We start from the raw sequence: 20741 nt of genomic DNA, 5'->3' as shown, positions 1-20741 counted from the left end.
CGCCAGACGTATGTGCCTGACGTAGGCGTCCGGTGTGCAAGACATGAGGCCTCTGCCCCTGGGCAGGGGCCTCGTTGATTCTCGCTTTCGAGTGAGAAGGCGGTTAACGACAGCGATTTTTCTGCATCGGAGCAGGCCTGCGCATGTCACCAAGGTCGCAAGGCAATATCAAACGTACGTATGTTCCAATGCTGGCAGGTCCATCGATTCCGCCAACGGCGCGCAGCATCGGTTTGCGGCTATGCTGTCGACAGTGAGGGCCCCCATAGACTGACACTCACCCGACGGAGCCCCAGCAGCGCCTCACCACGTATCTCATCACGACGTCTTACGATCTAGTCTCATGACGACGTCTTGCAACAACGTCCTACAACAACAAGGTGACGGGGGCAGTGACGCCGAGCGCCCCACGTACTGATCAAGGAGCAACGCCATGCATGATCCCCTAGCGGCTCGACCCGATGAGTCAGGCAAGTCCACTCCCGATTCCACTCTCGACTCCACGACAGAAGCCTCCCACGTGGCAGATGTTTCGCCCGACGCTTCGAGAGCACAGCCAGCGCCAGACGACATGAGCGGCATGTCGTGCCTGCGGTCTTCTCAGGAGGTAGACTTCAGCGGCTACGATTCGCTGATGGACATGCTGGAGAAGGCCTGCTCGGCGCATGGCGAGCGTCCGGCCTTTACCTGCATGGACCGCACCATGTCGTTTGCGGAGCTGGATGCCACCAGTCGCCAGCTGGCGGACTGGTTCCAGCATGAGACCGACCTGAAACCGGGCGATCGGGTCGCCATCCAGCTGCCCAATACACTGATGTTTCCGGTGGTGGCCTTCGCCGTGCTGCGGGCAGGCCTGGTGCTGGTGAATACCAATCCGCTGTATACCGAACGTGAGATGGAACATCAGTTCAATGATTCCGGCGCGCGGGCATTGGTGGTGCTGGCCAACATGGCGGACAAGGTCGAACGCGTGCGGGAGCGCACAGGCCTCGAGTATGTGCTGGTCTGTGAATTGGGCGACATGCATTCGGCCTTCAAGCGGCTGTTGATCAATACCGTGGTCAAGCACGTCAAGAAACTGGTGCCGAGTTACCACCTGCCTGACGCCATTCCGCTGCGCACGGCCATCTCGCAGGGCAAGGCCGAGCGCTGGGAACGGCCGACACTGGCACTCGATGATATCGCTGTGCTGCAGTACACCGGCGGCACCACCGGGGTCGCCAAGGGCGCGATGCTGACTCACCGCAACCTGCTCGCCAACATGCTGCAAGGCAAGATGGCCCTCACACAGGGCTTGAATCCCGGTCATGAGACGCTGGTGGCGCCGTTGCCGCTCTATCACATCTACGCTTTCACCATTCATCTGGCGTGCATGCTCAGTGAAGGCAATCACACCCTGTTGATTCCCAATCCGCGCGATATCCCGGGCTTCGTCAAGACGCTGCAAAAGCACGACTTCACGATGTTCGTCGGTCTCAATACGCTGTTCGTGGCGCTGTGCAACAACCCCGGCTTCCAGGCCCTGGACTTCTCGAAGCTAAAGATCACCACCTCAGGAGGCGTGGCGCTGACGCGCAAGGCAGCAGAAGAATGGAAGCGGGTCACTGGCAGTGATATCTCCGAGGGCTACGGCATGACCGAGACCTCGCCGATCGTGTCGTTCAATCCGCTGGATGCCATACAGCTCGGCACCATCGGTCGGCCGATGCCCTCCACCGAGGTGCGTCTGTATGACGATGAAGGCGCGCTGGTCGCGATGGGGGAGCCGGGCGAGCTGTGCGTGAAGGGGCCGCAGGTGATGAAGGGGTATTGGCAGCGTGAGCAGGCGACGAAAGACAGCTTCACTGCCGATGGCTTCCTGCGCACCGGTGATATCGCGGTTTTCCAGGACGATGGCTATATGCGCATCGTCGATCGCAAGAAGGACATGATCATCGTCTCCGGGTTCAACGTGTATCCCAATGAGGTCGAGGACGTCATCGTGCGTCACCCGGATGTGCTCGAGGCTGCTGCCGTCTCCGTGGTGGATGAGCGCAGTGGGGAGGCAATCAAGTTGTATGTCGTGCTCAAGGACGGTGCAGATCTCGAGGCGGATGCGCTGCGAGACTGGTCGCGCAAGGAACTGGCCAGCTACAAGGTGCCGCGTCAGGTGGTCTTCATCGACGAGTTGCCCAAGACCAACGTCGGCAAGGTGCTCAGACGTGAACTGCGCGACTCGCCGCCGGAATCTGCCTGACCTTGCCGTTGATTTCTCCCTGTTGGTGACAGCCTGAAACACGGAGCTTAAACACAGCCCTTGAAACACGAACGCCCCGCTCATTGAGCGGGGGGTTCGTGTTTACGATACGTATTGCAAGGCCAGGCGCTGGTGCGAGCGCCTGAGCCTGCCGTCAGGCGTCCTTCTTGTGCTGGGGCGCGTTGTAGATCTCGAGATCCAGCTCGTTCTCGGACTTGCCGACCAGGGTAGTGACCATCAGATCGCCCGCGACATTCACGGTAGTACGTGCCATGTCGAGGATACGGTCGATGCCGGCGATCACCGCGATGGCTTCCAGCGGCAGGCCTACCTGGCTCAATACGATGGAGAGCATGATCAGGCCGGCGCCCGGTACACCGGCGGTGCCGATGGAGGCCAGCGTGCCGGTCAGCACGATCATGCCGTAATCCATCATCGACAGCTCGATGCCGGTCATCTGGGCGATGAACAGTGCCACCACGCCCTGGTAGATGGCGGTGCCATCCATGTTGATGGTCGCACCGACCGGCAGCACGAAGCCGGAGACGCCTTCTGATACGCCGAGGTTCTTCTGGGCGCAGCGGATGGAGATCGGCAGGGTACCGGAGCTTGAGGCCGAGGAGAAAGCCACGACCAGTGCATCGACGATACCGCGCAGATAGCGCACCGGGTTCAGCTTGCCCAGCGTCGCCAGCAGGCCGGAGTAGACCACCAGCACGTGCACGATACTCGCCAGGTAGGCCACGCCGATCACCTTGGCCAGCGGCAGCAGCACATCCAGGCCGTAGTTGCCGGAGACATGCGCCATCAGGCCGAAGACACCGAACGGCGCGAAGGCCATCACGAACTCGGTCAGCTTGTACATCACTTCAGCGAAGCTATCGAAGACGCGCACTACCGGCTCGCCCTTGTCGCCGATCATGATCAGTGAGATGCCGATCCCGATGGCGAAGACGATGATCTGCATGATGTTGCCGTTGGCCAGCGCATCGATCGGGTTGCTCGGCACCAGGTCGACCAGAATCTGCACCAGCGAAGGCGCATCCTTGGTTTCCATCGCCTTGTCGAAGTTGAACTCGAAGCCGGCACCCGGCTGGAAGATGCTGGAGGCCAGCATGCCGATGGCGATCGCGAAGGCGGTCGTCAGCAGGTAGAGGGCGATGGTCTTGCCGCCGATGCGGCCCATCTTCTGCGGGTCACGCATCGAGGTGATACCGACCACCAGGGTGCTGAAGACCAACGGCACGATCAGCATCTTGATCGCATTGATGAAGATATCGCCCAGCGGCTTGAACATGCTGGCGCTTTCTCCCATCAGGGCGCCAGCGAGTATCCCCAGGGCGAGGCCGCCCAGGATCTTCTGCCACAACGGCAAACGGCGCCACAGGTTAGGGCGAGAGGAATCACTCATGGAACTGTCCTTAGGTGTCTAGCGATGATCATCGCTGATGATGCTCAGGGCGCGCCCGAGTCTGTCGTCTCGATGCCTTGTCACGATTGCGCACTGCATTAAGCACTTTTTTGGTGCGGGAAGATTAACAGTCAGCCTTCACTCACCCTCTGCACCTTTAGTCGCAAAAAAGCGTTCTTACACGCGAATTCAGCTTTCCATGCAGAACGCGCATGAGCCCATGCCGCAAAAGGTTCCACCAAAGAAGTAGTTGTCAGGCAGGCATATCGTCTGTCTTTACGATACCTTGACGTTAACGTTAACTGTTAGGCCGCCAGAGCGACTTTCCACTAGTCTGATGGTAGGCACTGTTGCCATCGTCGAATCGACAGCTTCCGGTTCGACATTCCTGAAGGTACGTCATTGCCTGCCCGGCCTCACGAGGGCTGGGTAATCCCTCAAACGCCTGATCGGTAAGAGAGGACGCTGAGCATGTCCGATACAACAACACGCGGACCCGCCTCCCCGGGGACTGCGCCGCCCGATGGCTTGCAGCCAGAGCTGAATGACCTGACCGCCATGCCGACGGCAGACCAGATCGCCCCGCAGGGGCCGACGGTGCTGCATCATCTGGCCTTCATGACCGGCGATGAACTCTGCATCCCGATCTTCAAGCGCCTGCGTCAGGACGGCACCCTTTATCCCGTCGATGAGTCGCAGGTACAGGGAGAGCCGTCACAGGACGCTTCACCTAACGAACGCGACCCGATCGAGCGCGATCCGATCGAGCGCGACACGGCGCTGAAGATCTACCGGACGATGCTGTTCACCCGGGTGCTGGATGAGCGCATGCTGGCCGCCCAACGGCAGGGGCGCTTGAGCTTCTACATGCAATGCACCGGCGAGGAAGCCACGGTGATCGGCAGTGCGGCGGCGCTTCAAGACGATGACATGATCATGGCGCAATACCGTGAGCAGGGGGCGCTGGCCTGGCGCGGCTTCAGCTGTGACGAATTCATGAACCAGATGTTCGGCAACGAGCGCGACTACGGCAAGGGCCGTCAGATGCCGATCCACTATGGGTCGCGTGACCTGCACTACATGACCATCTCCTCGCCGCTGGCGACCCAGATTCCCCAGGCGACTGGCTATGCCTACGGCCAGAAGCTGGCAGGCAAGGGGCAATGCACCATCACCATCTTCGGTGAAGGGGCCGCCTCCGAGGGCGATTTCCATGCCGCCCTCAACATGGCCTCCGTGCACCGGGTACCGTGTATCTTCCTGTGTCGCAACAATGGCTATGCCATTTCCACCCCGTCATGCGAGCAATTCGCCGCCGATGGCATCGCGCCACGTGCCTTCGGCTATCACATGCAGAGCATCCGGGTGGATGGCAATGACGTGATCGCCGTCTACGAAGCCACCCTGGCGGCGCGCAAGATCGCGGTCGAGACCAATCAGCCGGTATTGATCGAAGCGATGACCTACCGTCTGGCGGCGCACTCCTCTTCGGATGATCCCTCCGGGTATCGCAGCAAGAAGGAGGAGGCCATCTGGCGCGACAAGGACCCCATTCTGCGCATGCGCAACTGGCTGGAGGCGCAAGGCTGGTGGAGCGAGGAGGAGGAAAAGGCCACTGGTGATCAGCTGCGTCGCGAAGTGCTTGAGTCCATGAAGCGCGCCGAGAAACTGGCGCCACCGGCGTTGGACACGCTGATCAGTGATGTCTACGACACGCCGACGCCGTTGCTCACACAGCAGCTCGAAGACGTGAAACAACATATTCGCAAGTACCCGCACGCCTACCCCAAGGGCGCCGCCAGCATGGGATTCACTGCGCAGGAGCTGGAAGACAGCCGCAAGGTGTATCAGGAACGCCATCAGCGTGTAGATGGAGGCCAGACATCATGAGCGAGCAGATGAGTGAACAGCCGTTGGAGAAAACGCCAGTGACAGACTCAGCTACAAGCGACTCAGCTGCGGCGGGTTCAGCGGCGAAAGAAGCGTCTGCCGCGCCTGGCAGCAAGGATGCAGCGGTCTCGGCCTCGGGCAAGAAACAGATGAACATGCTGCAGGCGATCAACAATGCGTTGGATATTGCCATGGCCGCCAATCCCCGTGTGGTGTTGTTCGGGGAGGACGTCGGGGTATTCGGCGGCGTCTTCCGAGCTACCAGCCACCTGCAGGACAAATACGGTCGAGAGCGCTGCTTCAATACGCCACTCACCGAGCAGGGTATCATAGGGTTCGCCAACGGGCTGGCGGCACAGGGGTCGACGCCGGTGGCCGAGATCCAGTTCGCCGACTACATCTTCCCCGCCTTTGACCAGATCGTGAACGAGGCGGCCAAGTTCCGCTACCGCTCCGGTGATCTATTCGATGTCGGCGGCCTGACGATTCGCACGCCCTATGGTGGCGGCATCGCAGGCGGACTCTATCACTCCCAGTCGCCCGAGGCGTATTTCGCGCATACCCCGGGCCTCAAGATCGTGATTCCACGCAACCCCCACCAGGCCAAGGGCCTTCTGCTGGCAGCGATTCGTGATCCCAATCCGGTGCTGTTCATGGAGCCCAAGCGGCTCTATCGCGCCTCGGTAGGCGAGGTGCCAGAAGCCGATTACGAACTGCCCCTGGGCGTGGCCGATGTCATCCGTGAAGGCCGCGATATCACGCTGCTCGGCTGGGGCGCTCAGATGGAAGTCATCGAGAAGGCCGCTGCGCTTGCCGAGCAGGATGGCATCGACTGCGAGATCATCGATCTGCGCAGCATTCTGCCCTGGGACATCAAGACGGTGTGTGACTCGGTGCTCAAGACCGGTCGTCTGGTGGTCAGTCATGAAGCCCCGCTGACGGGAGGCTTTGCCAGCGAGATCGCCGCCACCGTGCAGGAGCGTTGTTTCCTGTATCTCGAGGCGCCGATCCGGCGCGTCACTGGCCTTGATACGCCGTTTCCGCTGGTGCTCGAGAAGGAGCATCTGCCGGACGAGCTCAAGATCTACGAGGCCATCAAGCAAAGCTTGAATTACTGATGACAGGGAGTGATGCGCGCCATGAATGATTTCATCCTGCCCGATATCGGCGAAGGCATCGTCGAGTGCGAGCTGGTCAAGTGGTTGATCAAGGAAGGCGACGTGATCGAGGAAGATCAGCCGGTGGCCGAGGTCATGACAGACAAGGCGTTGGTGGAGATCCCCGCGCCCCACGCCGGTACCGTGGTCAAGCTTTACTGTCAGGAAGGCGAGATTGCCCGTGTCCATGCGCCGCTGTTTGCGGTGGATGATGGCAGTGACAGTGATAGCGAGAAGACCGGACACGGCGAGCGCGAGGATGAGCACGCCGGCGATGTCATGACGGTTGCAGCACCTGCTCGCTCGACGGCACCGACTCAGTCAGCCGCCAGCCAGGCGGCCAGCAGTCAGTCGGATGTCGCTGCGTCAGCGTCTGCCAAACCAGCCAGCAAAGGTGCAGCTAGCACACAGACAGCCGCGGCCCTTGAACGACGCTCGCGTGATTTCATCCTACCGGATATCGGTGAAGGCATCGTCGAATGTGAGGTGGTCACCTGGCACGTCGCGGAAGGCGACACAGTGGAAGAAGACCAGACGATCGTGGATGTGATGACCGACAAGGCGCTGGTCGAGATCACCGCCTCGGAGCCCGGGCGTATCGTGCGCTTCCATTATGCCCAGGGCGAAAATGCCCGAGTGCATACGCCGCTGTATGCCTATGTGCCTGATGAGGAGGCAGAGGCTGAAAGCGCTGAGAGCACTGAGAGCACTGAGAGCACTGAGAGTGAAGTCACCGCGCCTGAACACAAGCAGGGGCAGCCAGAGTATCTGGCGGAGCACCGCCAGGAGGGCGACGACAAGAGCGACAAAAAGAGTGGGCTAGACGGGAGTCACGGGGAGAGCCGGCCTCGAATACCCGCGACCCCTGCCGTGCGTCGCCTGTTGCGCGAGCATCAGCTCGAACTCCAGGCCATTGCTGGCTCGGGGCGAAACGGCCGGGTGCTGAAGGAAGATGTGCTGGCTTATCTCAAGCAATCCGAGGCTCACGAGACTGACGTGGTGCCTGCTGATGCTCACAAGGTCGGCGAGGCTGTCGAGACCGACAAGGCAGCTGCCGAAGCGTGTGCTGTGGCCAGTCACGAGGAGAGGTCGTCACGCCTTGAGTCGAAAGCGGTACTGCTCAAGGGAGTTGCGGCGGTGATGGCCCGGCGCATGGTACAGGCCAGCACGCAGATCCCGCATTTCCATTATGGCGATGAGCTCGATATCACCGACCTGCTGGCGTTGCGGGCCCGCCTCAAGGTACGCGCCGAGCAGCAGGGCATTCGGCTGACCCTGATGCCGTTCATCATGAAGGCCATGGCGCTGGCGGTCATCGAGGAGCCGATTCTCAATGCGCGCCTCAGTGAGAATGAAAGCGAGATTCTCTATCAGGGCGCCTGCAACATCGGCATGGCGGTGGACAGCGCCAGCGGACTGATGGTCCCGAACGTGAAGAGCGTCGAACGCCTGAGCATTCTCGAGATCGCGCGTGAGGTCGGGCGGCTGACCGAGGCTGCGCGTAGCGGGCGCGTTGCCCAGGCGGACCTCAAGGGCGGTACCTTGTCGATCTCCAATATCGGTGCGTTGGGCGGCACGTATGCCGCGCCGATCATCAACCAGCCGGAGGTCGCCATCGTCGCGCTGGGTCGCACTCAGCGTCTGCCGCGCTTCGATGGCGAGGGCAATGTCTGTGCGCGTGACATCATGACCATTACCTGGGCGGGAGATCATCGCATCATCGATGGCGGAACCATCGCGCGCTTCAGCAATCTGTGGAAACACTATCTGGAGCACCCTGACGAAATGCTGCTGTCGCTGTCATGAGACGTCGGCCAGAGAGCTTATTGCATGAGTGATGCGCGCGCCCACGAGCGCCTGCAACAGTTCTATATCCCGGAAGAGCAGTCGATCTATCTGCTCTCGCATCATGATGCCAAGAAGCTCAAGGATTGGGTGGCGCTGTGCATCTCCCAGCTGGAGGGGCTTGGCTACCGGGATATCCATCTGGTCGGCAAGGGTGCCTACGGGTTCGTGTTCGCAGGCTGGCGCCTGGGCGAAGACCGGCGCACGCATGAAGAGCACGTCTTCAAGTTCACGCGGGTGACTCTGCCCCAGGCACTGCAGGACCGTCTGGAGGAAGAGGCCTACATGCTCGACCAGGTCGCCCACCCGCTGATTCCGCGTCTGATCAGCTATCAGCGGGTACGGCGGCAGTCGATTCTGGTCATGCAGCGTGCACCGGGCATCAATCTCGAGGAATATTCGCTGCGTCATGGGCGCATGTCGCCGCGTCTGGTGGTCAAGATCGCCAGTCAGCTGGCCGATATTCTCAAGTCGTTGCGCGGGTCATCGACGGGAGCGAATACACCACCCATCGTGCATGGCGACATCAAACCGTCGAATCTGGTCTTCGATGTCGAGCGGGAACAGGTGGCATTGATCGACTGGGGCAGTTCGGTGTTCGCTCAGCTCGATGAGCATCAGCAGTTCATTACCACCAACGTGATGCAGCTGATGTCGGATAACCTGCAACAGACCAATGCGCGTCTGGGCGATGTCTATTTCATCGGCGAGGAGCAGCTCAATGGTGCGCTGTCCTCGCCGCGCTTTGATGAGCAGGGTGTGGCCGCCACTCTTTACGCCCTGGCTTCTGGGCAATCGTGTCGCTTCGGCGTGCGCGCCATCCCGGCGGTGTCGCTGGGGTTGCCGCGGGAATTCGCGCGTCTGCTTGACGGCATGCTGGCGGATGACCCGCAGCTGCGTATGCAGGCCGGCGACTACTTCCTGCGCGAGATGGGCAGGATCGCACGGCTGGTGATGCCGGAATTGCCTCTCGAGCCGCCACAGTCTCTGCTGCCGGTCTGGGTGAGGCCGGCAACGCGCGAGATCGACACGGTTGTCTATACCTCGCGCAAATCCTTCCTGCGTGAGGCCTTCGAGGCGGACGAGTCCGGTGAACACGCTGGTAACGCGCTGGACGCCGTCAATGATGTCCAGCTGGATCGTTACTACAAGAACTTCATGCAAGGCATGGGAGGCACCGAAAAAGCCTTCCTGGCCGCTGTCAGTCGTCTGGGCAAATACCCGATCGTCGGCGGTCTGGCGATTCGCTGGGAGCCACAGGGCATCTTCGTGGATACCGCGCTGCACCTGCATGACCCTGCCTTGAAGGGCGCCTTCGTCGTCGCGATCAACAACATGGTCGCTCTGGCGCGTGCCATCTATCGCCAGGGCGTGTTCAAGGCGTGTCTGTTCAATGCTCGCGATACCCTGCATCTGGAGCGGGGAGACCCCGAGGCCGCCTTCGTCTTCGCGCCGACGGCAGACGGGGAGGCCAGACCTCGCTTGAGCTATGAGGTCAGCGCGGTGCCGGAGCTTGAGGATGACTCCCGGGTGCACTCCTACTTCGAGGACGGACCGGATCCTGAGGAACTGCTGGTGCTGCCCGAGGAGATATTGAAGGCACTGGAGTCACTCAATGCCATCCATCACACCGGCATGCTGATCTTCGAAGCCTTGCCACACCACCTCAAGATTCACAGTTATTACCGACTGCTGGATCCCTCGCGCGAGCAGGAATTCACGCGTTTGCTGGCGGAGATTCTCGATGCGGTGCCGCTGATCTCCGGGTTGGGAATTTCCGGCTTCATGAAGATGCCCTACAAGAACACCAAGCATTTCGATCATATCGAGGCGCAACCCGAAAGCTTCTATCCAAGGGATCCGCGTGCCTTGCCGCGTGGTCCGCATGCCGTATGAGGGCAAAGAAAAACCCGCCTGAGTCAGACTCAGGCGGGTTTTCTCACTTGGAGGGATTCACTTGGGTGGCTTCACTGAAAGTCAAACGCACTGATGGGCCATGCTTCAGCGAGCTGTCAGTCCTTCATCTGACGCGGGCGTGTCATGGCCTGCGGGGACAGCAATGCCTCCAGGCGTGCCTCGTCCAGCAGGCCTTCCTCACGTACCAGTTCCAGCACGCTGCGGCCGCTGGCCAAGGCTTCCTTGGCGATGCGGGTGGCATTGTCGTAGCCGATATACGGGTTGAGCGCGGTGATCAGGCCGATGGAATTGTTGACCAGCTCGGCGCAGCGATCACGATTGGCGGTGATGCCGATCACGCAACGATTCCTGAGCATGGTCATGGCGCGGCTCAGCTGGCGGATGGAGTCGAGCAGCTTGTAGGCGATCAGCGGCTCCATCACGTTGAGCTGCAGCTGGCCGGCTTCAGCCGCCATGGTCAGCGCGGTGTCGTTGCCGATGACATCGAAGGCGACCTGATTGACGGCTTCCGGAATCACCGGGTTGACCTTGCCCGGCATGATCGAGCTACCCGGCTGCTGAGGCGGCAGGTTGATCTCGTTGAAGCCGGTGCGCGGGCCTGAGGACAGCAGGCGCAGATCGTTGCAGATCTTGGACAGCTTGACCGCCAGGCGCTTGAGCATGCCGTGGAACAGTACGAAGGCACCCATGTCGCTGGTGGCCTCGACCAGGTCCGACGCCGGACGGAAGTCGATGCCGGAACGACGCGCCAGAGCCTCGATCGCCAGTGCGCTGTAGCGCGGGTCGGCATTGATGCCGGTGCCGATCGCGGTCCCGCCCAGATTGACCTCCTTGAGCAACTCATTGAGGTTGGCGATGCGATCGACGTCTTCGCGCAGAGTGTTGGCGAAGGCGCGGAATTCCTGGCCCAGCGTCATCGGCACCGCGTCCTGCAGCTGGGTGCGGCCCATCTTGACCACGTCATCAAACTCCAGCGCCTTGCTGGCGAAGGCATTGGCCAGCTCGCTCAGCGCGTCTACCAGTACCGAATGGCTGCGCAGCAGGCCGACACGGATGGCGGTCGGGTAGGCGTCGTTGGTGGATTGCGCCATGTTGACGTGATTGTTGGGGTGCAGCTGCTGGTAATCACCTTTCTCGTAGCCCAGGAATTCCAGGCCCAGATTGGCGATCACTTCGTTGGCATTCATGTTGGTCGAGGTGCCGGCGCCACCCTGGATCATGTCGACCACGAACTGATCATGGTGATCGCCATTCATCAGACGTGCACAGGCGTGCTGGATGGCATCGTGTTCACGTGTCTCGAGATAGCCCAGCGCATGGTTGGCTTCGGCGGCGGCGGCCTTGACCAGCGCGAGCCCTTCGACGAGACGCGGGAAGTGCGACAGCGGCACCCCGGAGAGGTGGAAGTTGTTGAGCGCGCGCTGGGTCTGCACACCATAGTATGCGTCAGACGGCACCGGCTCGCGCCCGAGGAGATCCTTTTCAAGTCGGAAGCCGTTGGCCAGTGCCTCACGCTCGGCATGGCTCAAGTCGGCCGGTGTGGAAGCTGCCGGGGCGGCATTGGCGGCGATGGGGGTTTCCGAGAGATGGTTCACTTGGGCGGAACTCCTGGCTGAAGTACACTGTGGCGCTTGAATGGCGGCTAGGTGGACAAGGGTAACCAGCGCAGCCCCTCGGCGGCCAATGCCATTCAACGCTGCCGTATACGTCAAACGCATAAGACGAAGGTGGTGGTGCGCCGCGACGCACCATTCTCCATGACAAGACCCTGCATGACCGGCCAGGCAAGCCTCGCTTGGGCATGTTCGACATTTTTGGGAGTTCGGGTGAACCTGGAAACTAAGTGGTTGGAAGATTTCGTTGCGCTGTCCAATACCCGCAGCTTCTCCACCTCGGCTCGCCTGCGACACGTTACCCAGCCTGCGTTCAGCCGCCGCATCCGTGCGCTTGAACAGGCCGTGGGCACTACGCTGGTCGACCGCTCGACGACCCCGGTCAGTCTGACGCCGGAGGGCCAGTTGTTCCTGGTCACCGCGCGCAACCTGACAGAGCAGCTGTCAGAGTGTCTCGCCCACCTGCGCGGGCTGGGCATGGCCAACGAGACCCTGGATATCGCGGCCGCGCATTCGCTGGCGCTGGCCTTCTTCCCCAAGTGGATCTCGCGTCTCCAGCAGGGCTTGGGGGAGTTGCCGACACGCCTGTCCGCGATGAATGTCGGCGACGCCATTCACTCGCTGCGCGAAGGCAACTGCGACTTGATGCTCGCCTATTACGACCCTTACGCCAGCATGCAGCTGGACGCCGAGGCCTTCCCGTCCTTCTCGGTCGCCAAGGTCAATATGCTGCCAGTGTGCGTGCCACTGGAGAATGGCGAGCCCCGCTTCCCGCTGACCGGACAGAGCGAGACCAGCCAGGATGCGATTCCCTTGCTGTCCTATACCCAAGGGGCATTTCTGGGCCGCAGCGTGAAGATGCTTTTGAAGAATGATCCGCTGCGCCTGCGCCTGCGCACCGTCTATGAGATGGCGATGGCCGAGGGCCTCAAGGGCATGGCCTTGCAGGGCGTCGGCATGGCGTGGATTCCGGATTTCTGCATTCGCGATGAGCTGGAAAGCGGCAAGCTGGTGCGTGCGGGCAACGAGGCGTGGGATATCCCGCTGGAGATTCGTCTCTATCGTTGCTCACTGGTTCACAAGCCCGGCATCGACAAGCTGTGGAAGCAGCTGATGAATCTGCCGCGAGATTTCCTCGAAGCCTGAGCCTTGCCGGTGTATTACCGGTGTAGAAGACCTGCGTGTCTCTTGATCGAAAACGGCAGCCCATTGGGCTGCCGTTTTCGTGTGTGGACCACATCCCAGCCGTCAGAAACCGGTCTGTCCGGCATGCAGGCCGAGGAAGTTCTGAATGATGAAAAAGTGGTCCTCGAAGAGGGTGTCGGGCTCCAGGTCCGCCAGCGCGACCCAGCGTGCCTGCTCCTCGTTCTCGCCGCCGCCGCTTCTGAGCTTGGGAAGCTGCTGCTCCGGTCGCAGGGCGAAGTAGAAGGCCTCTGCCAGGGTGCGCCCGCGCCAGCTGCGATGCGGCGCATCAAACAGACGCTGACCGCGCAGAGAGCCACGCAGGACTGGTTCCGGCACCTTGAGGCGCACACGCTCCCTGAGCTCACGCAAACAGGCATCCAGCAGGCGCTCCTGGGGTTGCACGAAGCCGCCAGGCAGGGCGTAAAGCCCCTTACCGGGTGCCGCGCGACGTGTGGTGAGCAGCACATGACCGGACTGCACTACCACGGCGTTGACCGTGATGAACAGTGGCGGGTAGGGCGCATCGCTCCAGGCGGCGCGGTATTGCTCCAGCAGTCGACGTTCCTCGACCAGCCCTTGCCACGCGGTCTCCTCCAGGAAGCCATGCAGATGCTGAGCCACCGGCGGTGGCAGCAGCTCCAGCCCCTCGTTGTCCAGCCAATCTTCTGCGCGGGCGCGCTCGGTGAAGATGACCTCACGAATACGGCTGGCCTCCATCCCCTCGCGCAGTGGCACCGCTACCGACTCCCACTGCGGGAAGAGGCTCAGGTAGTAGCTTGACTGGCTGTTGCTGTCACGACGATTGGCACCGATCAGCGCGATTCTCGGCATTCGATTGGCCTGCGGACGCGCGATATCGCGTACCTTGCGCTGCACATCACGTACCCAGACATCGTCGTTGTAGAGGGCATCCAACAACGGCACGATTTCCAGGCGCGCATTGTTGGCATCATCAAAGCAGCTGCGGATCATGCGCGTGCGTTCAGAGAAGGTGAACGGGTTGCGCAGTGAACGTGCCTGCCAGGCAGAACCGACCAGCACGATGACCTGCCGCGCGAGGCGCAGGGCTTCTTCCATCACGGCAACATGGCCATGGTGCATGGGCTGGAAGCGACCGATGAAGACCAGGCAGTCGTACTGGGTGTCGGCGATCGCGGGAGAATCCTGAGTGCGAAGCGTTGCAGCGGGGGCAGAGGGCAACGTTGTCGTCGAAGGCATGATGAGCTCCGTGGCAGGCAGGATGGGGCGGCGTATAAGGCGCTTGCCCAGTGAGATTCCGCTAGCGTATCAGATTATGTGCATGCGCCGAACGGCTCGTCATTCACTCTCGTCTGGTAAGGGTTATTCAAAAGTTTATCCCGTTATCTTGCTGAAAAATTCTTCATGACTCAGCAACTTCTCGGTATTCGGGGCGTGGGAAGGCAGTTGCGGTAAAAGGAGAGACGCCGGAGAGGAGAAGAGGGAAGGAAAGGATAGGGGAAGGTGAACAAGCGCGAATGCACAAATCGAGCCAACGCCCGCCAGCAATGAGGCTGACGGGCGTTGGCTCGATTTGTTGGCAAGGCCGATGGCAGACCCAGGCGGGCCTGCCGGGCATCGGATCAGGACGCCTTGGCGGTCAGCACGTCGGTGATCCACTCGACGACCTTGTCGCCCTGGGCATTGATGCAGACGTCGACCAGCGGCGTCTGGGACCACTGGTTGCCGAGGAATTCGCGACCCTCAGGGGCGAATAGTGTCTGACCTTCGGCCAGGCCTTCGACTTCGACATTCAGGTGGCCGCGCTCGGTAGTGAACAGCTCCGGCTTCATCAGCCAGGCGAGGGCGCAGCTGTCGTGTGGGCAGCAACCATCGATGCCACGCGCTTCCTGATAGAAGGCCTTGTAGAACTGATAGCTGCCGGACAGCACTTCGCCAAGTGCGCCTTGCGCGACGCGGATACGCTCGACATGGGCCGGAGACAGCACGCAGCGGTGCGTCGCATCGAGACCGACCATGGTCAGCGGCCAGCCGGCGGTCAGCACCTTGGCGGCGGCATGCGGGTCATTGAAGATGTTGGCTTCGGCGACCGGTGAGACGTTGCCGCCTTCACGGATGGAGCCGCCCATGATGACGACCTGCTTGACCTTGCTGATGATGCTCGGGTCCAGCTGCAGTGCGGTGGCCAGGTTGCCCAGTGGGCCGACGGCGACGAGGGTGATCTCGCCCGGACGCGCATTGACCTGCTCGACGATGAACTGCGGTGCGCTGACGGACAGCGCCTTGCCCTTGGGCTCCGGGATCTCCATGTTGCCGAGACCATTGGCGCCGTGGATGTGCGCCGGCGCCGGGAACTTGTCCTTGACCAGCGGCTGGGCAGCGCCCTGGGCGACCGGGATCTCCTGGCCCGCCAGTTCGCCCAGCAGCAGGGCGTTGGAGGTGGCCGTCTCGATGGTGACGTTGCCGAAGGTGGTGGTCATGCCGAGGAATTCGATGTCCGGATGCGCCAGACAGATGGCAATCGCCTGGGCATCATCCACGCCCGGATCGGTATCAAAGATAATCGGTGTTTTCATGCTGACCTCGTGAAAGAAGTGACCTGCAATAGAGGGCGTTACGCCAACAGGGCGCCCATGAGGTGACACGGGCTTAGCACGGGCCACGTGGTGGTGCCCCGTGCAGGTAGTTCAGTCGTTCAGAGACTTGTTGCTCGAAGACTCAGTTGCTCAGGACGTCGAGTGTCGGCCATTCGGCCAGGGCAGCGGCGACATCACTGGCCAGCGGAATGCTCGGCGCTGCGCCTTCGCGGCTCACACACAGGGCAGAGGCGGTGCTGGCACGACGCAGGCTTTCCTCGATGCTCTGACCTTCGATCTGGCTTGCCAGGTAATAGCCGATGAAGGTATCGCCTGCCGCGGTGGTGTCCACGGCATTGACGCGATGCGCCGGCAGCTGGATGCGCTGTTCCCCCAGCTGGTAGCAGACGCCTTCACTGCCCAGAGTCATGACCACTTCGGTATCAGGCAGACGAGTGTGCAGCGCGGCGAGCAGGGTGGCGACAGGCGCGCTCTCTTCCAGCTCGACCAGCTGTGCCGCTTCGCCACGATTGAGGAACAGCACCTGGCAGTGTTCCAGCGGCAGGCGCAGGACATCAGCCCCCATCGGGGCCGGATTGAAGGCGATCTTCATGCCCTTGGCATGTGCCAGCTCGATGACCTTGCCCAGTGCGTTGCACTCATTTTGCAGCAGCAGCCAATCTCCCTGCGTCACACCAGAGAACAGCGTCGCGAGATGCTCATCGGTGAAACCGTGATTGGCACCCGGATGCAGAATGATGCTGTTCTCGGCGTGGTCGTCCACCTGGATGATGGCGTGGCCACTGGCACTGGCGCTCAGCTCGACCTGCGAGGTGATGACACCGGCGCTTTCCAGCGGCTCAAGTGCCCAGCGATCACTGTTGCCAAGGCGGCCCCAGTGCGTGACGTCGCCTCCGGCGCGCGCAAGCGCGAGCGACTGGTTGGCACCCTTGCCACCCAGTACCTGACGGTAGGAGAGACTCGCCAGGGTTTCACCCGGTCGTACCAGGTGAGGTACCCGATAGACGTGATCGATATTGATAGAACCGTAGTTGTAAAGCATGCAGCCTCCTTGGGGGCGAGCATCCTAGCAAAGCCTTGGCCGCCTGTCCCCAGTCGTATCACCAAGGTCTGACCTTTAGGTCATGTTTAAGCGTTGAAGCTATTAGCCTCTTGGAACGCAAGAGAAAGTGCATACTTCCTGTCATCTCGCTGGATTCAGGATAGTCGCCCATGTCGGAGTCGAAGCAACCCGCCGTCACGATCAAGAAGTGGGTCTGGCGAGCACTCTTCACCAGTACCATGATTCCGTTGCTGTTGGTCGAGACCGCCCTGGTGGCGGTGTATTTCGTGTCCAATGACGAGATTCGTGATGCCAACCTCAATTACCTGCAATCCCAGTCGAGCAGTGAGCTCAATCTGGCGATGCTACGGGAGGCCAAGTCACTCAGCCAGCAACTGGAACATGTCCAGAACCTGTCACGCGGGCTCGGTGCCCAGGCAGGCGAACTGGCCATGGGCGACGCCAGCACTGGGGTGGCGGCTCGCGAGATTGCCCGTCACGCAAGCTTGCCAAGCGGTGTCTGGGCCAGTCAGCAGACGGCGGACAATCAGGGCAGCGGCTTCTATCCCGCCTTGCCAGGCCTCGAGCAGGACATTCCCCTGGCACTGCGCATGACAGCGGTCGACCCGATCATGCGCAGTGTCGTATCTTCGCACTCGGCCGTGGTGCAGTCCTTCGTCACGATGGCCGATTGCTATGTCCGCCTTTTCCCCTATGTCGATCTGGCCTCGCTGGTGCCAGCCGACCACGATTGTCGGGATTTCTCCTTCTTCTATCTGGCCGCGCCAGAGGCAAATCCCTCGCGAAACACCATCTGGACCGATATCTACGAAGACCCGGCCGACAATGGCTGGATGGCGTCGGCCGTCAGTCCCTTCTATTCCGAGCAGGGCGAATTTCTCGGCGTCGTCGGCGTCGACATGACCCTGGACGTGATCGTCAATCAGGTGCTGGCGATGGAGCTGCCCTGGCAAGGCTTCGCGATGCTGTTCGATGCCGAGGGACGCTCACTCGCCGTCCCGCGGGCCGGTGAGCAGTTGTTGTCGCTGCTGCCGCTGGAAATTCCCGATGCCAATGACCTCCAGGAAGAGGATGTCATTCGGCCCGCTCAGCTGGAGCTGAAAGGTCATGATGTCTTCAAGAGACTCGCGCCCCGTATTCTGGAGCAGCGGCGTGGCCTGGAAAGCGTCAATGTGGCGGGGGCGCCCTACAAGGTGGCGTGGGAGCGCTTGCCGGGCAATGGCTGGATCATGTTGAGCATGGTCGAAGAGAGTGCCGTCTTCTTTCGTACCGCCGAGATCGGGCGCAACTTCCAGCTGGTCGGCATGGCGCTGGTCGGCGGCCTGATCCTGTTCTATTTCACCTTCTTCATTCTCATGGGCTGGCGCACGCACCACATCAGCCGTCGCCTTTCGGTGCCGCTGGCCGAGCTGCGTGAACGACTGCATCGCATCGGCATGGGTGCGGAGGTCGAATCCGCGGGCGGCAGTGGCATCGTCGAGCTGGATGACGCCAACGCCACCGCCGAAGAGATGTATCAGCGGCTGCGCCAGACGCAGAAGGAATTGCAGTCCAGCGAGCGTCGCTTGCTAGATTCCCTCGAAGCCAGTGGCGATAGCCTGTGGGAAGTGGACATACCTGAGCGCATCGTTCATATCCACCCCAATCTCTGGAAGATGCTCGGCGCTTCGGGCCACGAACCATTGGCGATGCGTGAAATGGACTTCGATCGTTTGATTCACCCGGAGGATCTCGAGCAGGTACATGCGCTCAGACACAAGATCATCACTACCTATGGCGAAAGCTGTGAGTGCCAGTACCGGATGCGTGCGCCGCAGGAAGAGGACCTTCAGCAGATCGAGGCGATGGGAATGAACGAAGTCGACATGGACGCCGAAACAGGCAATGCCGGCGACAAGCCCCTGCAACAGCGGAGCCTGGCCGCTGGCGATGGTGGTGTACGGGCGGGAGGCGCGCAAGAGGGCGACGAGAAGGAGAGTAAGGAGAGAGCGAACGGCACCCGATGGGTATTGTTGAGCTCACGTGGCCGTGTGGTGTCATGGGATGCTGAAGGCAATGCCCTCAAGGCGGCGGGCATGCATATCCGCATCCGTTGATGCTGACCACTCAGGAAAAAGCCCCCGAACCGGCATATATGCCGGTTCGGGGGCTTTTTCGTGATGTACCGCTCGCACCTGCCACTCGGCGTCGATGCCTGGCGCAGCGAGGCTGTGGCCGTGTCAGGCGTGTTCGCTCAGGAATGTCTCGATATTGGCCAGACTGAGATCGAGCATGTTCTGGCGCGCCTCCTGGCTGATCCAGGCATTGTGCGGCGTGACGATCAGATTCAAGGGAGCATTCGCCGAATGGTGCTGGCTTTCCAGGGCCGAGAGTAGCGAATGGCCTTCACGCGGCGGCTCCTCCGGCAGACTATCCACCGCCAGGCCGCCGAGTTGTCCGGTGGCCAGTGCTTCCAGTGCTGCGTCCTCGTCGATGATGCCCCCGCGGGCGCAATTGACCAGCAATGCACCGGGCTTCATGGCGGCGAGCGCCTGCTCATCGATCAGATGCTGCGTCTCTGGGGTCAGCGGGCAGTGCAGACTGATGGCGTCGGCCTGGGGCAGCAGGCTTTCCAGCGCGGGGCGCTCGGCGGTGGGGGCGGTGCCCGGGCGAGCGGCAAAGGTCACGCGCATGCCGAACGCCTCGGCCAGCCTGCCCACCGCGGTGCCCAGCTCCCCCTTGCCGATGATGACCAGATGCTTGCCGGACAGCTGCACCACGGGGCGGCCCATCAGGCAGAAGGTCGGACTGCGTTGCCACTCGCCCGCGGCGATGTCGGTCTGGTATTCCGGCAGGCGGCCAGCCAGTGCCAGCAGCAGCATCCAGGTGTGCTGTGCCACCGAATGAGTGCCGTAGGCATTGACGTTCATGACCCGAATGCCACGTGCTTCGGCGGCCGCCATGTCGATATTGTTGGTGCCGGTCGCCATCACCGCGATCAGCTTGAGGGTCGGCAGCTCATCCATGTGGTGCGCCTCGATGCGTACCTTGTTGACCAACACGATGGAGGCACCGCTCAGTCGTGGCACCACTTCCTCGGGCGCGGTGGCGTCATGACAGACCAATCCTTCCAGACGGGCCTCGAGGCGCGAGAAGTCCAGGCCATCACCGACGGAGCCGGCATCGAGCATGACGGCCTGCGGGGCGCCGGTAGACGAGGTGGGCTCGCAGTGAGAGGAAGCGGGCGTGGAAGAATGCGAGGGAGACTGCGCAGTACGATCGTGATCGGACATAGGTGCCTCATGATGGCGTAGGAAGATAGATAGGAAGACAGAAAGGCTGGCCCGCAAGGTCGAGTACCTGGTGTCTGGGCCGGTTTGTGCTTGGGTGTTGCCCCGCACGGGGCCGAGCACGCTATAATGTGTCCCTTTCGCTTTGACTTGAAAGCCGCTCAACTGGCCTTATTGTAGGCGTCTCTTGCTGGTGCTTGCGAAAGCTCTCATGTTGGGGCCGCAGGTGCGCTGAACGCAAGACGCGCCGCAAGGCATAACATTGTCATGGTTCACGGTGCTCAGACAGCCCCGTGACCAGTATCGTCAGGAAAGAAAACCATGCCGATCTATGAATACCACTGCAAGGCCTGTGGCCATCGGATGGACAAGTTGCAGAAGATCAGCGCTGCGCCGCTGACGGAGTGCCCGGAATGCAAGACGGACCAGCTCGAGAAGCTGGTCTCCGCCGCCGGGTTCCGTCTGGCAGGCAGTGGCTGGTACGAGACGGATTTCAAGTCCGGCAGCAAGAAGAATCTGGCCGGTGGTAGCGACAGCACCGCCTGACATAGCTGGGATAGTGCGTCAGGCATCAGCGTG

General features: G+C 61.4%; 14 protein-coding genes. 8 read left to right on the top strand and 6 right to left on the bottom strand.

Annotated features, from left to right (window positions below):
- Positions 1 to 433 precede the first annotated feature (433 nt).
- The gene (locus MKZ40_RS09005; protein WP_282627831.1) at positions 434 to 2236 is read left to right on the top strand and encodes an AMP-binding protein; all 1803 of its coding nucleotides are present in this window, start codon (positions 434 to 436) and stop codon (positions 2234 to 2236) included.
- A gap of 154 nt (positions 2237 to 2390) precedes the next feature.
- On the opposite strand, the gene MKZ40_RS09000 is transcribed toward MKZ40_RS09005, so the two are convergent.
- The gene (locus MKZ40_RS09000) at positions 2391 to 3647 is read right to left on the bottom strand and encodes a dicarboxylate/amino acid:cation symporter (RefSeq protein ID WP_175088739.1); all 1257 of its coding nucleotides are present in this window, start codon (positions 3645 to 3647) and stop codon (positions 2391 to 2393) included.
- Positions 3648 to 4265: 618 nt separating this feature from the next.
- On the opposite strand from MKZ40_RS09000, the gene MKZ40_RS08995 reads away from it, so the two are divergent.
- The 4 genes from MKZ40_RS08995 to MKZ40_RS08980 all read left to right on the top strand — a co-directional run bounded on the left by MKZ40_RS08995 (position 4266) and on the right by MKZ40_RS08980 (position 10435).
- Positions 4266 to 5537, top strand: coding sequence for a thiamine pyrophosphate-dependent dehydrogenase E1 component subunit alpha (locus tag MKZ40_RS08995; RefSeq protein WP_175088858.1), 1272 nt, complete (start codon positions 4266 to 4268; stop codon positions 5535 to 5537).
- A 149-nt stretch (positions 5538 to 5686) separates the two neighbouring features.
- Complete coding sequence (locus tag MKZ40_RS08990; RefSeq protein ID WP_175088859.1) at positions 5687 to 6655, top strand: alpha-ketoacid dehydrogenase subunit beta; 969 nt, start codon at positions 5687 to 5689, stop codon at positions 6653 to 6655.
- A 21-nt stretch (positions 6656 to 6676) separates the two neighbouring features.
- A complete protein-coding gene (locus MKZ40_RS08985; protein WP_175088740.1) occupies positions 6677 to 8500 on the top strand; it encodes a 2-oxo acid dehydrogenase subunit E2 in 1824 nt (607 codons plus the stop codon).
- A gap of 24 nt (positions 8501 to 8524) precedes the next feature.
- Complete coding sequence (locus tag MKZ40_RS08980; protein WP_175088741.1) at positions 8525 to 10435, top strand: protein kinase; 1911 nt, start codon at positions 8525 to 8527, stop codon at positions 10433 to 10435.
- Positions 10436 to 10551: 116 nt separating this feature from the next.
- Here the strand turns inward: MKZ40_RS08980 and MKZ40_RS08975 are convergent, their stop codons facing one another.
- Positions 10552 to 11961: an aspartate ammonia-lyase gene (locus tag MKZ40_RS08975; protein ID WP_254627014.1), complete on the bottom strand. Its 1410-nt coding sequence runs from the start codon at positions 11959 to 11961 to the stop codon at positions 10552 to 10554.
- Between the two features lie 321 nt (positions 11962 to 12282).
- Between MKZ40_RS08975 and MKZ40_RS08970 the strand changes: the two genes are divergently transcribed.
- Positions 12283 to 13215 carry a LysR substrate-binding domain-containing protein gene (locus tag MKZ40_RS08970; RefSeq protein WP_054556694.1) on the top strand — a complete coding sequence of 311 codons (933 nt, stop codon included), beginning with the start codon at positions 12283 to 12285 and terminating at the stop codon, positions 13213 to 13215.
- A gap of 102 nt (positions 13216 to 13317) precedes the next feature.
- Here the strand turns inward: MKZ40_RS08970 and MKZ40_RS08965 are convergent, their stop codons facing one another.
- The 3 genes from MKZ40_RS08965 to MKZ40_RS08955 all read right to left on the bottom strand — a co-directional run bounded on the left by MKZ40_RS08965 (position 13318) and on the right by MKZ40_RS08955 (position 16872).
- Positions 13318 to 14472 carry a bifunctional nicotinamide-nucleotide adenylyltransferase/Nudix hydroxylase gene (locus MKZ40_RS08965; RefSeq protein ID WP_175088743.1) on the bottom strand — a complete coding sequence of 385 codons (1155 nt, stop codon included), beginning with the start codon at positions 14470 to 14472 and terminating at the stop codon, positions 13318 to 13320.
- A gap of 383 nt (positions 14473 to 14855) precedes the next feature.
- Entirely contained in the window at positions 14856 to 15809 is a 954-nt protein-coding gene (locus MKZ40_RS08960) for a nucleoside hydrolase (protein ID WP_175088744.1), read from the bottom strand.
- 142 nt (positions 15810 to 15951) lie between these two features.
- The gene (locus MKZ40_RS08955) at positions 15952 to 16872 is read right to left on the bottom strand and encodes a ribokinase (protein WP_054556692.1); all 921 of its coding nucleotides are present in this window, start codon (positions 16870 to 16872) and stop codon (positions 15952 to 15954) included.
- A gap of 170 nt (positions 16873 to 17042) precedes the next feature.
- Between MKZ40_RS08955 and MKZ40_RS08950 the strand changes: the two genes are divergently transcribed.
- On the top strand, positions 17043 to 18989 hold the full coding sequence (locus MKZ40_RS08950) for a cache domain-containing protein (RefSeq protein ID WP_175088745.1): 1947 nt from the start codon (positions 17043 to 17045) through the stop codon (positions 18987 to 18989).
- A gap of 123 nt (positions 18990 to 19112) precedes the next feature.
- On the opposite strand, the gene MKZ40_RS08945 is transcribed toward MKZ40_RS08950, so the two are convergent.
- Complete coding sequence (locus MKZ40_RS08945) at positions 19113 to 20165, bottom strand: D-2-hydroxyacid dehydrogenase (RefSeq protein ID WP_175088746.1); 1053 nt, start codon at positions 20163 to 20165, stop codon at positions 19113 to 19115.
- A gap of 318 nt (positions 20166 to 20483) precedes the next feature.
- Between MKZ40_RS08945 and MKZ40_RS08940 the strand changes: the two genes are divergently transcribed.
- Positions 20484 to 20708: a zinc ribbon domain-containing protein gene (locus tag MKZ40_RS08940; protein WP_043333602.1), complete on the top strand. Its 225-nt coding sequence runs from the start codon at positions 20484 to 20486 to the stop codon at positions 20706 to 20708.
- Positions 20709 to 20741: the final 33 nt, after the last annotated feature.

The organism is Cobetia sp. BMC6 (assembly GCF_029991385.1).
In the GTDB taxonomy this organism is placed as follows: Bacteria; Pseudomonadota; Gammaproteobacteria; order Pseudomonadales; family Halomonadaceae; genus Cobetia.
Note: the sequence above shows the minus strand (reverse complement) of the source record. Positions and strands in the feature narration are given on the sequence as shown.

Coding starts and splice junctions, on each gene's coding strand:
- MKZ40_RS09005 (WP_282627831.1), top strand. CDS start 434: ATGCATGATCCCCTAGCGGCTCGACCCGATGAGTCAGGCAAGTCCACT.
- MKZ40_RS09000 (WP_175088739.1), bottom strand. CDS start 3,647: ATGAGTGATTCCTCTCGCCCTAACCTGTGGCGCCGTTTGCCGTTGTGG.
- MKZ40_RS08995 (WP_175088858.1), top strand. CDS start 4,266: ATGACCGGCGATGAACTCTGCATCCCGATCTTCAAGCGCCTGCGTCAG.
- MKZ40_RS08990 (WP_175088859.1), top strand. CDS start 5,687: ATGAACATGCTGCAGGCGATCAACAATGCGTTGGATATTGCCATGGCC.
- MKZ40_RS08985 (WP_175088740.1), top strand. CDS start 6,677: ATGAATGATTTCATCCTGCCCGATATCGGCGAAGGCATCGTCGAGTGC.
- MKZ40_RS08980 (WP_175088741.1), top strand. CDS start 8,525: ATGAGTGATGCGCGCGCCCACGAGCGCCTGCAACAGTTCTATATCCCG.
- MKZ40_RS08965 (WP_175088743.1), bottom strand. CDS start 14,472: ATGCCTTCGACGACAACGTTGCCCTCTGCCCCCGCTGCAACGCTTCGC.
- MKZ40_RS08960 (WP_175088744.1), bottom strand. CDS start 15,809: ATGAAAACACCGATTATCTTTGATACCGATCCGGGCGTGGATGATGCC.
- MKZ40_RS08955 (WP_054556692.1), bottom strand. CDS start 16,872: ATGCTTTACAACTACGGTTCTATCAATATCGATCACGTCTATCGGGTA.
- MKZ40_RS08950 (WP_175088745.1), top strand. CDS start 17,043: ATGTCGGAGTCGAAGCAACCCGCCGTCACGATCAAGAAGTGGGTCTGG.
- MKZ40_RS08945 (WP_175088746.1), bottom strand. CDS start 20,165: ATGTCCGATCACGATCGTACTGCGCAGTCTCCCTCGCATTCTTCCACG.
- MKZ40_RS08940 (WP_043333602.1), top strand. CDS start 20,484: ATGCCGATCTATGAATACCACTGCAAGGCCTGTGGCCATCGGATGGAC.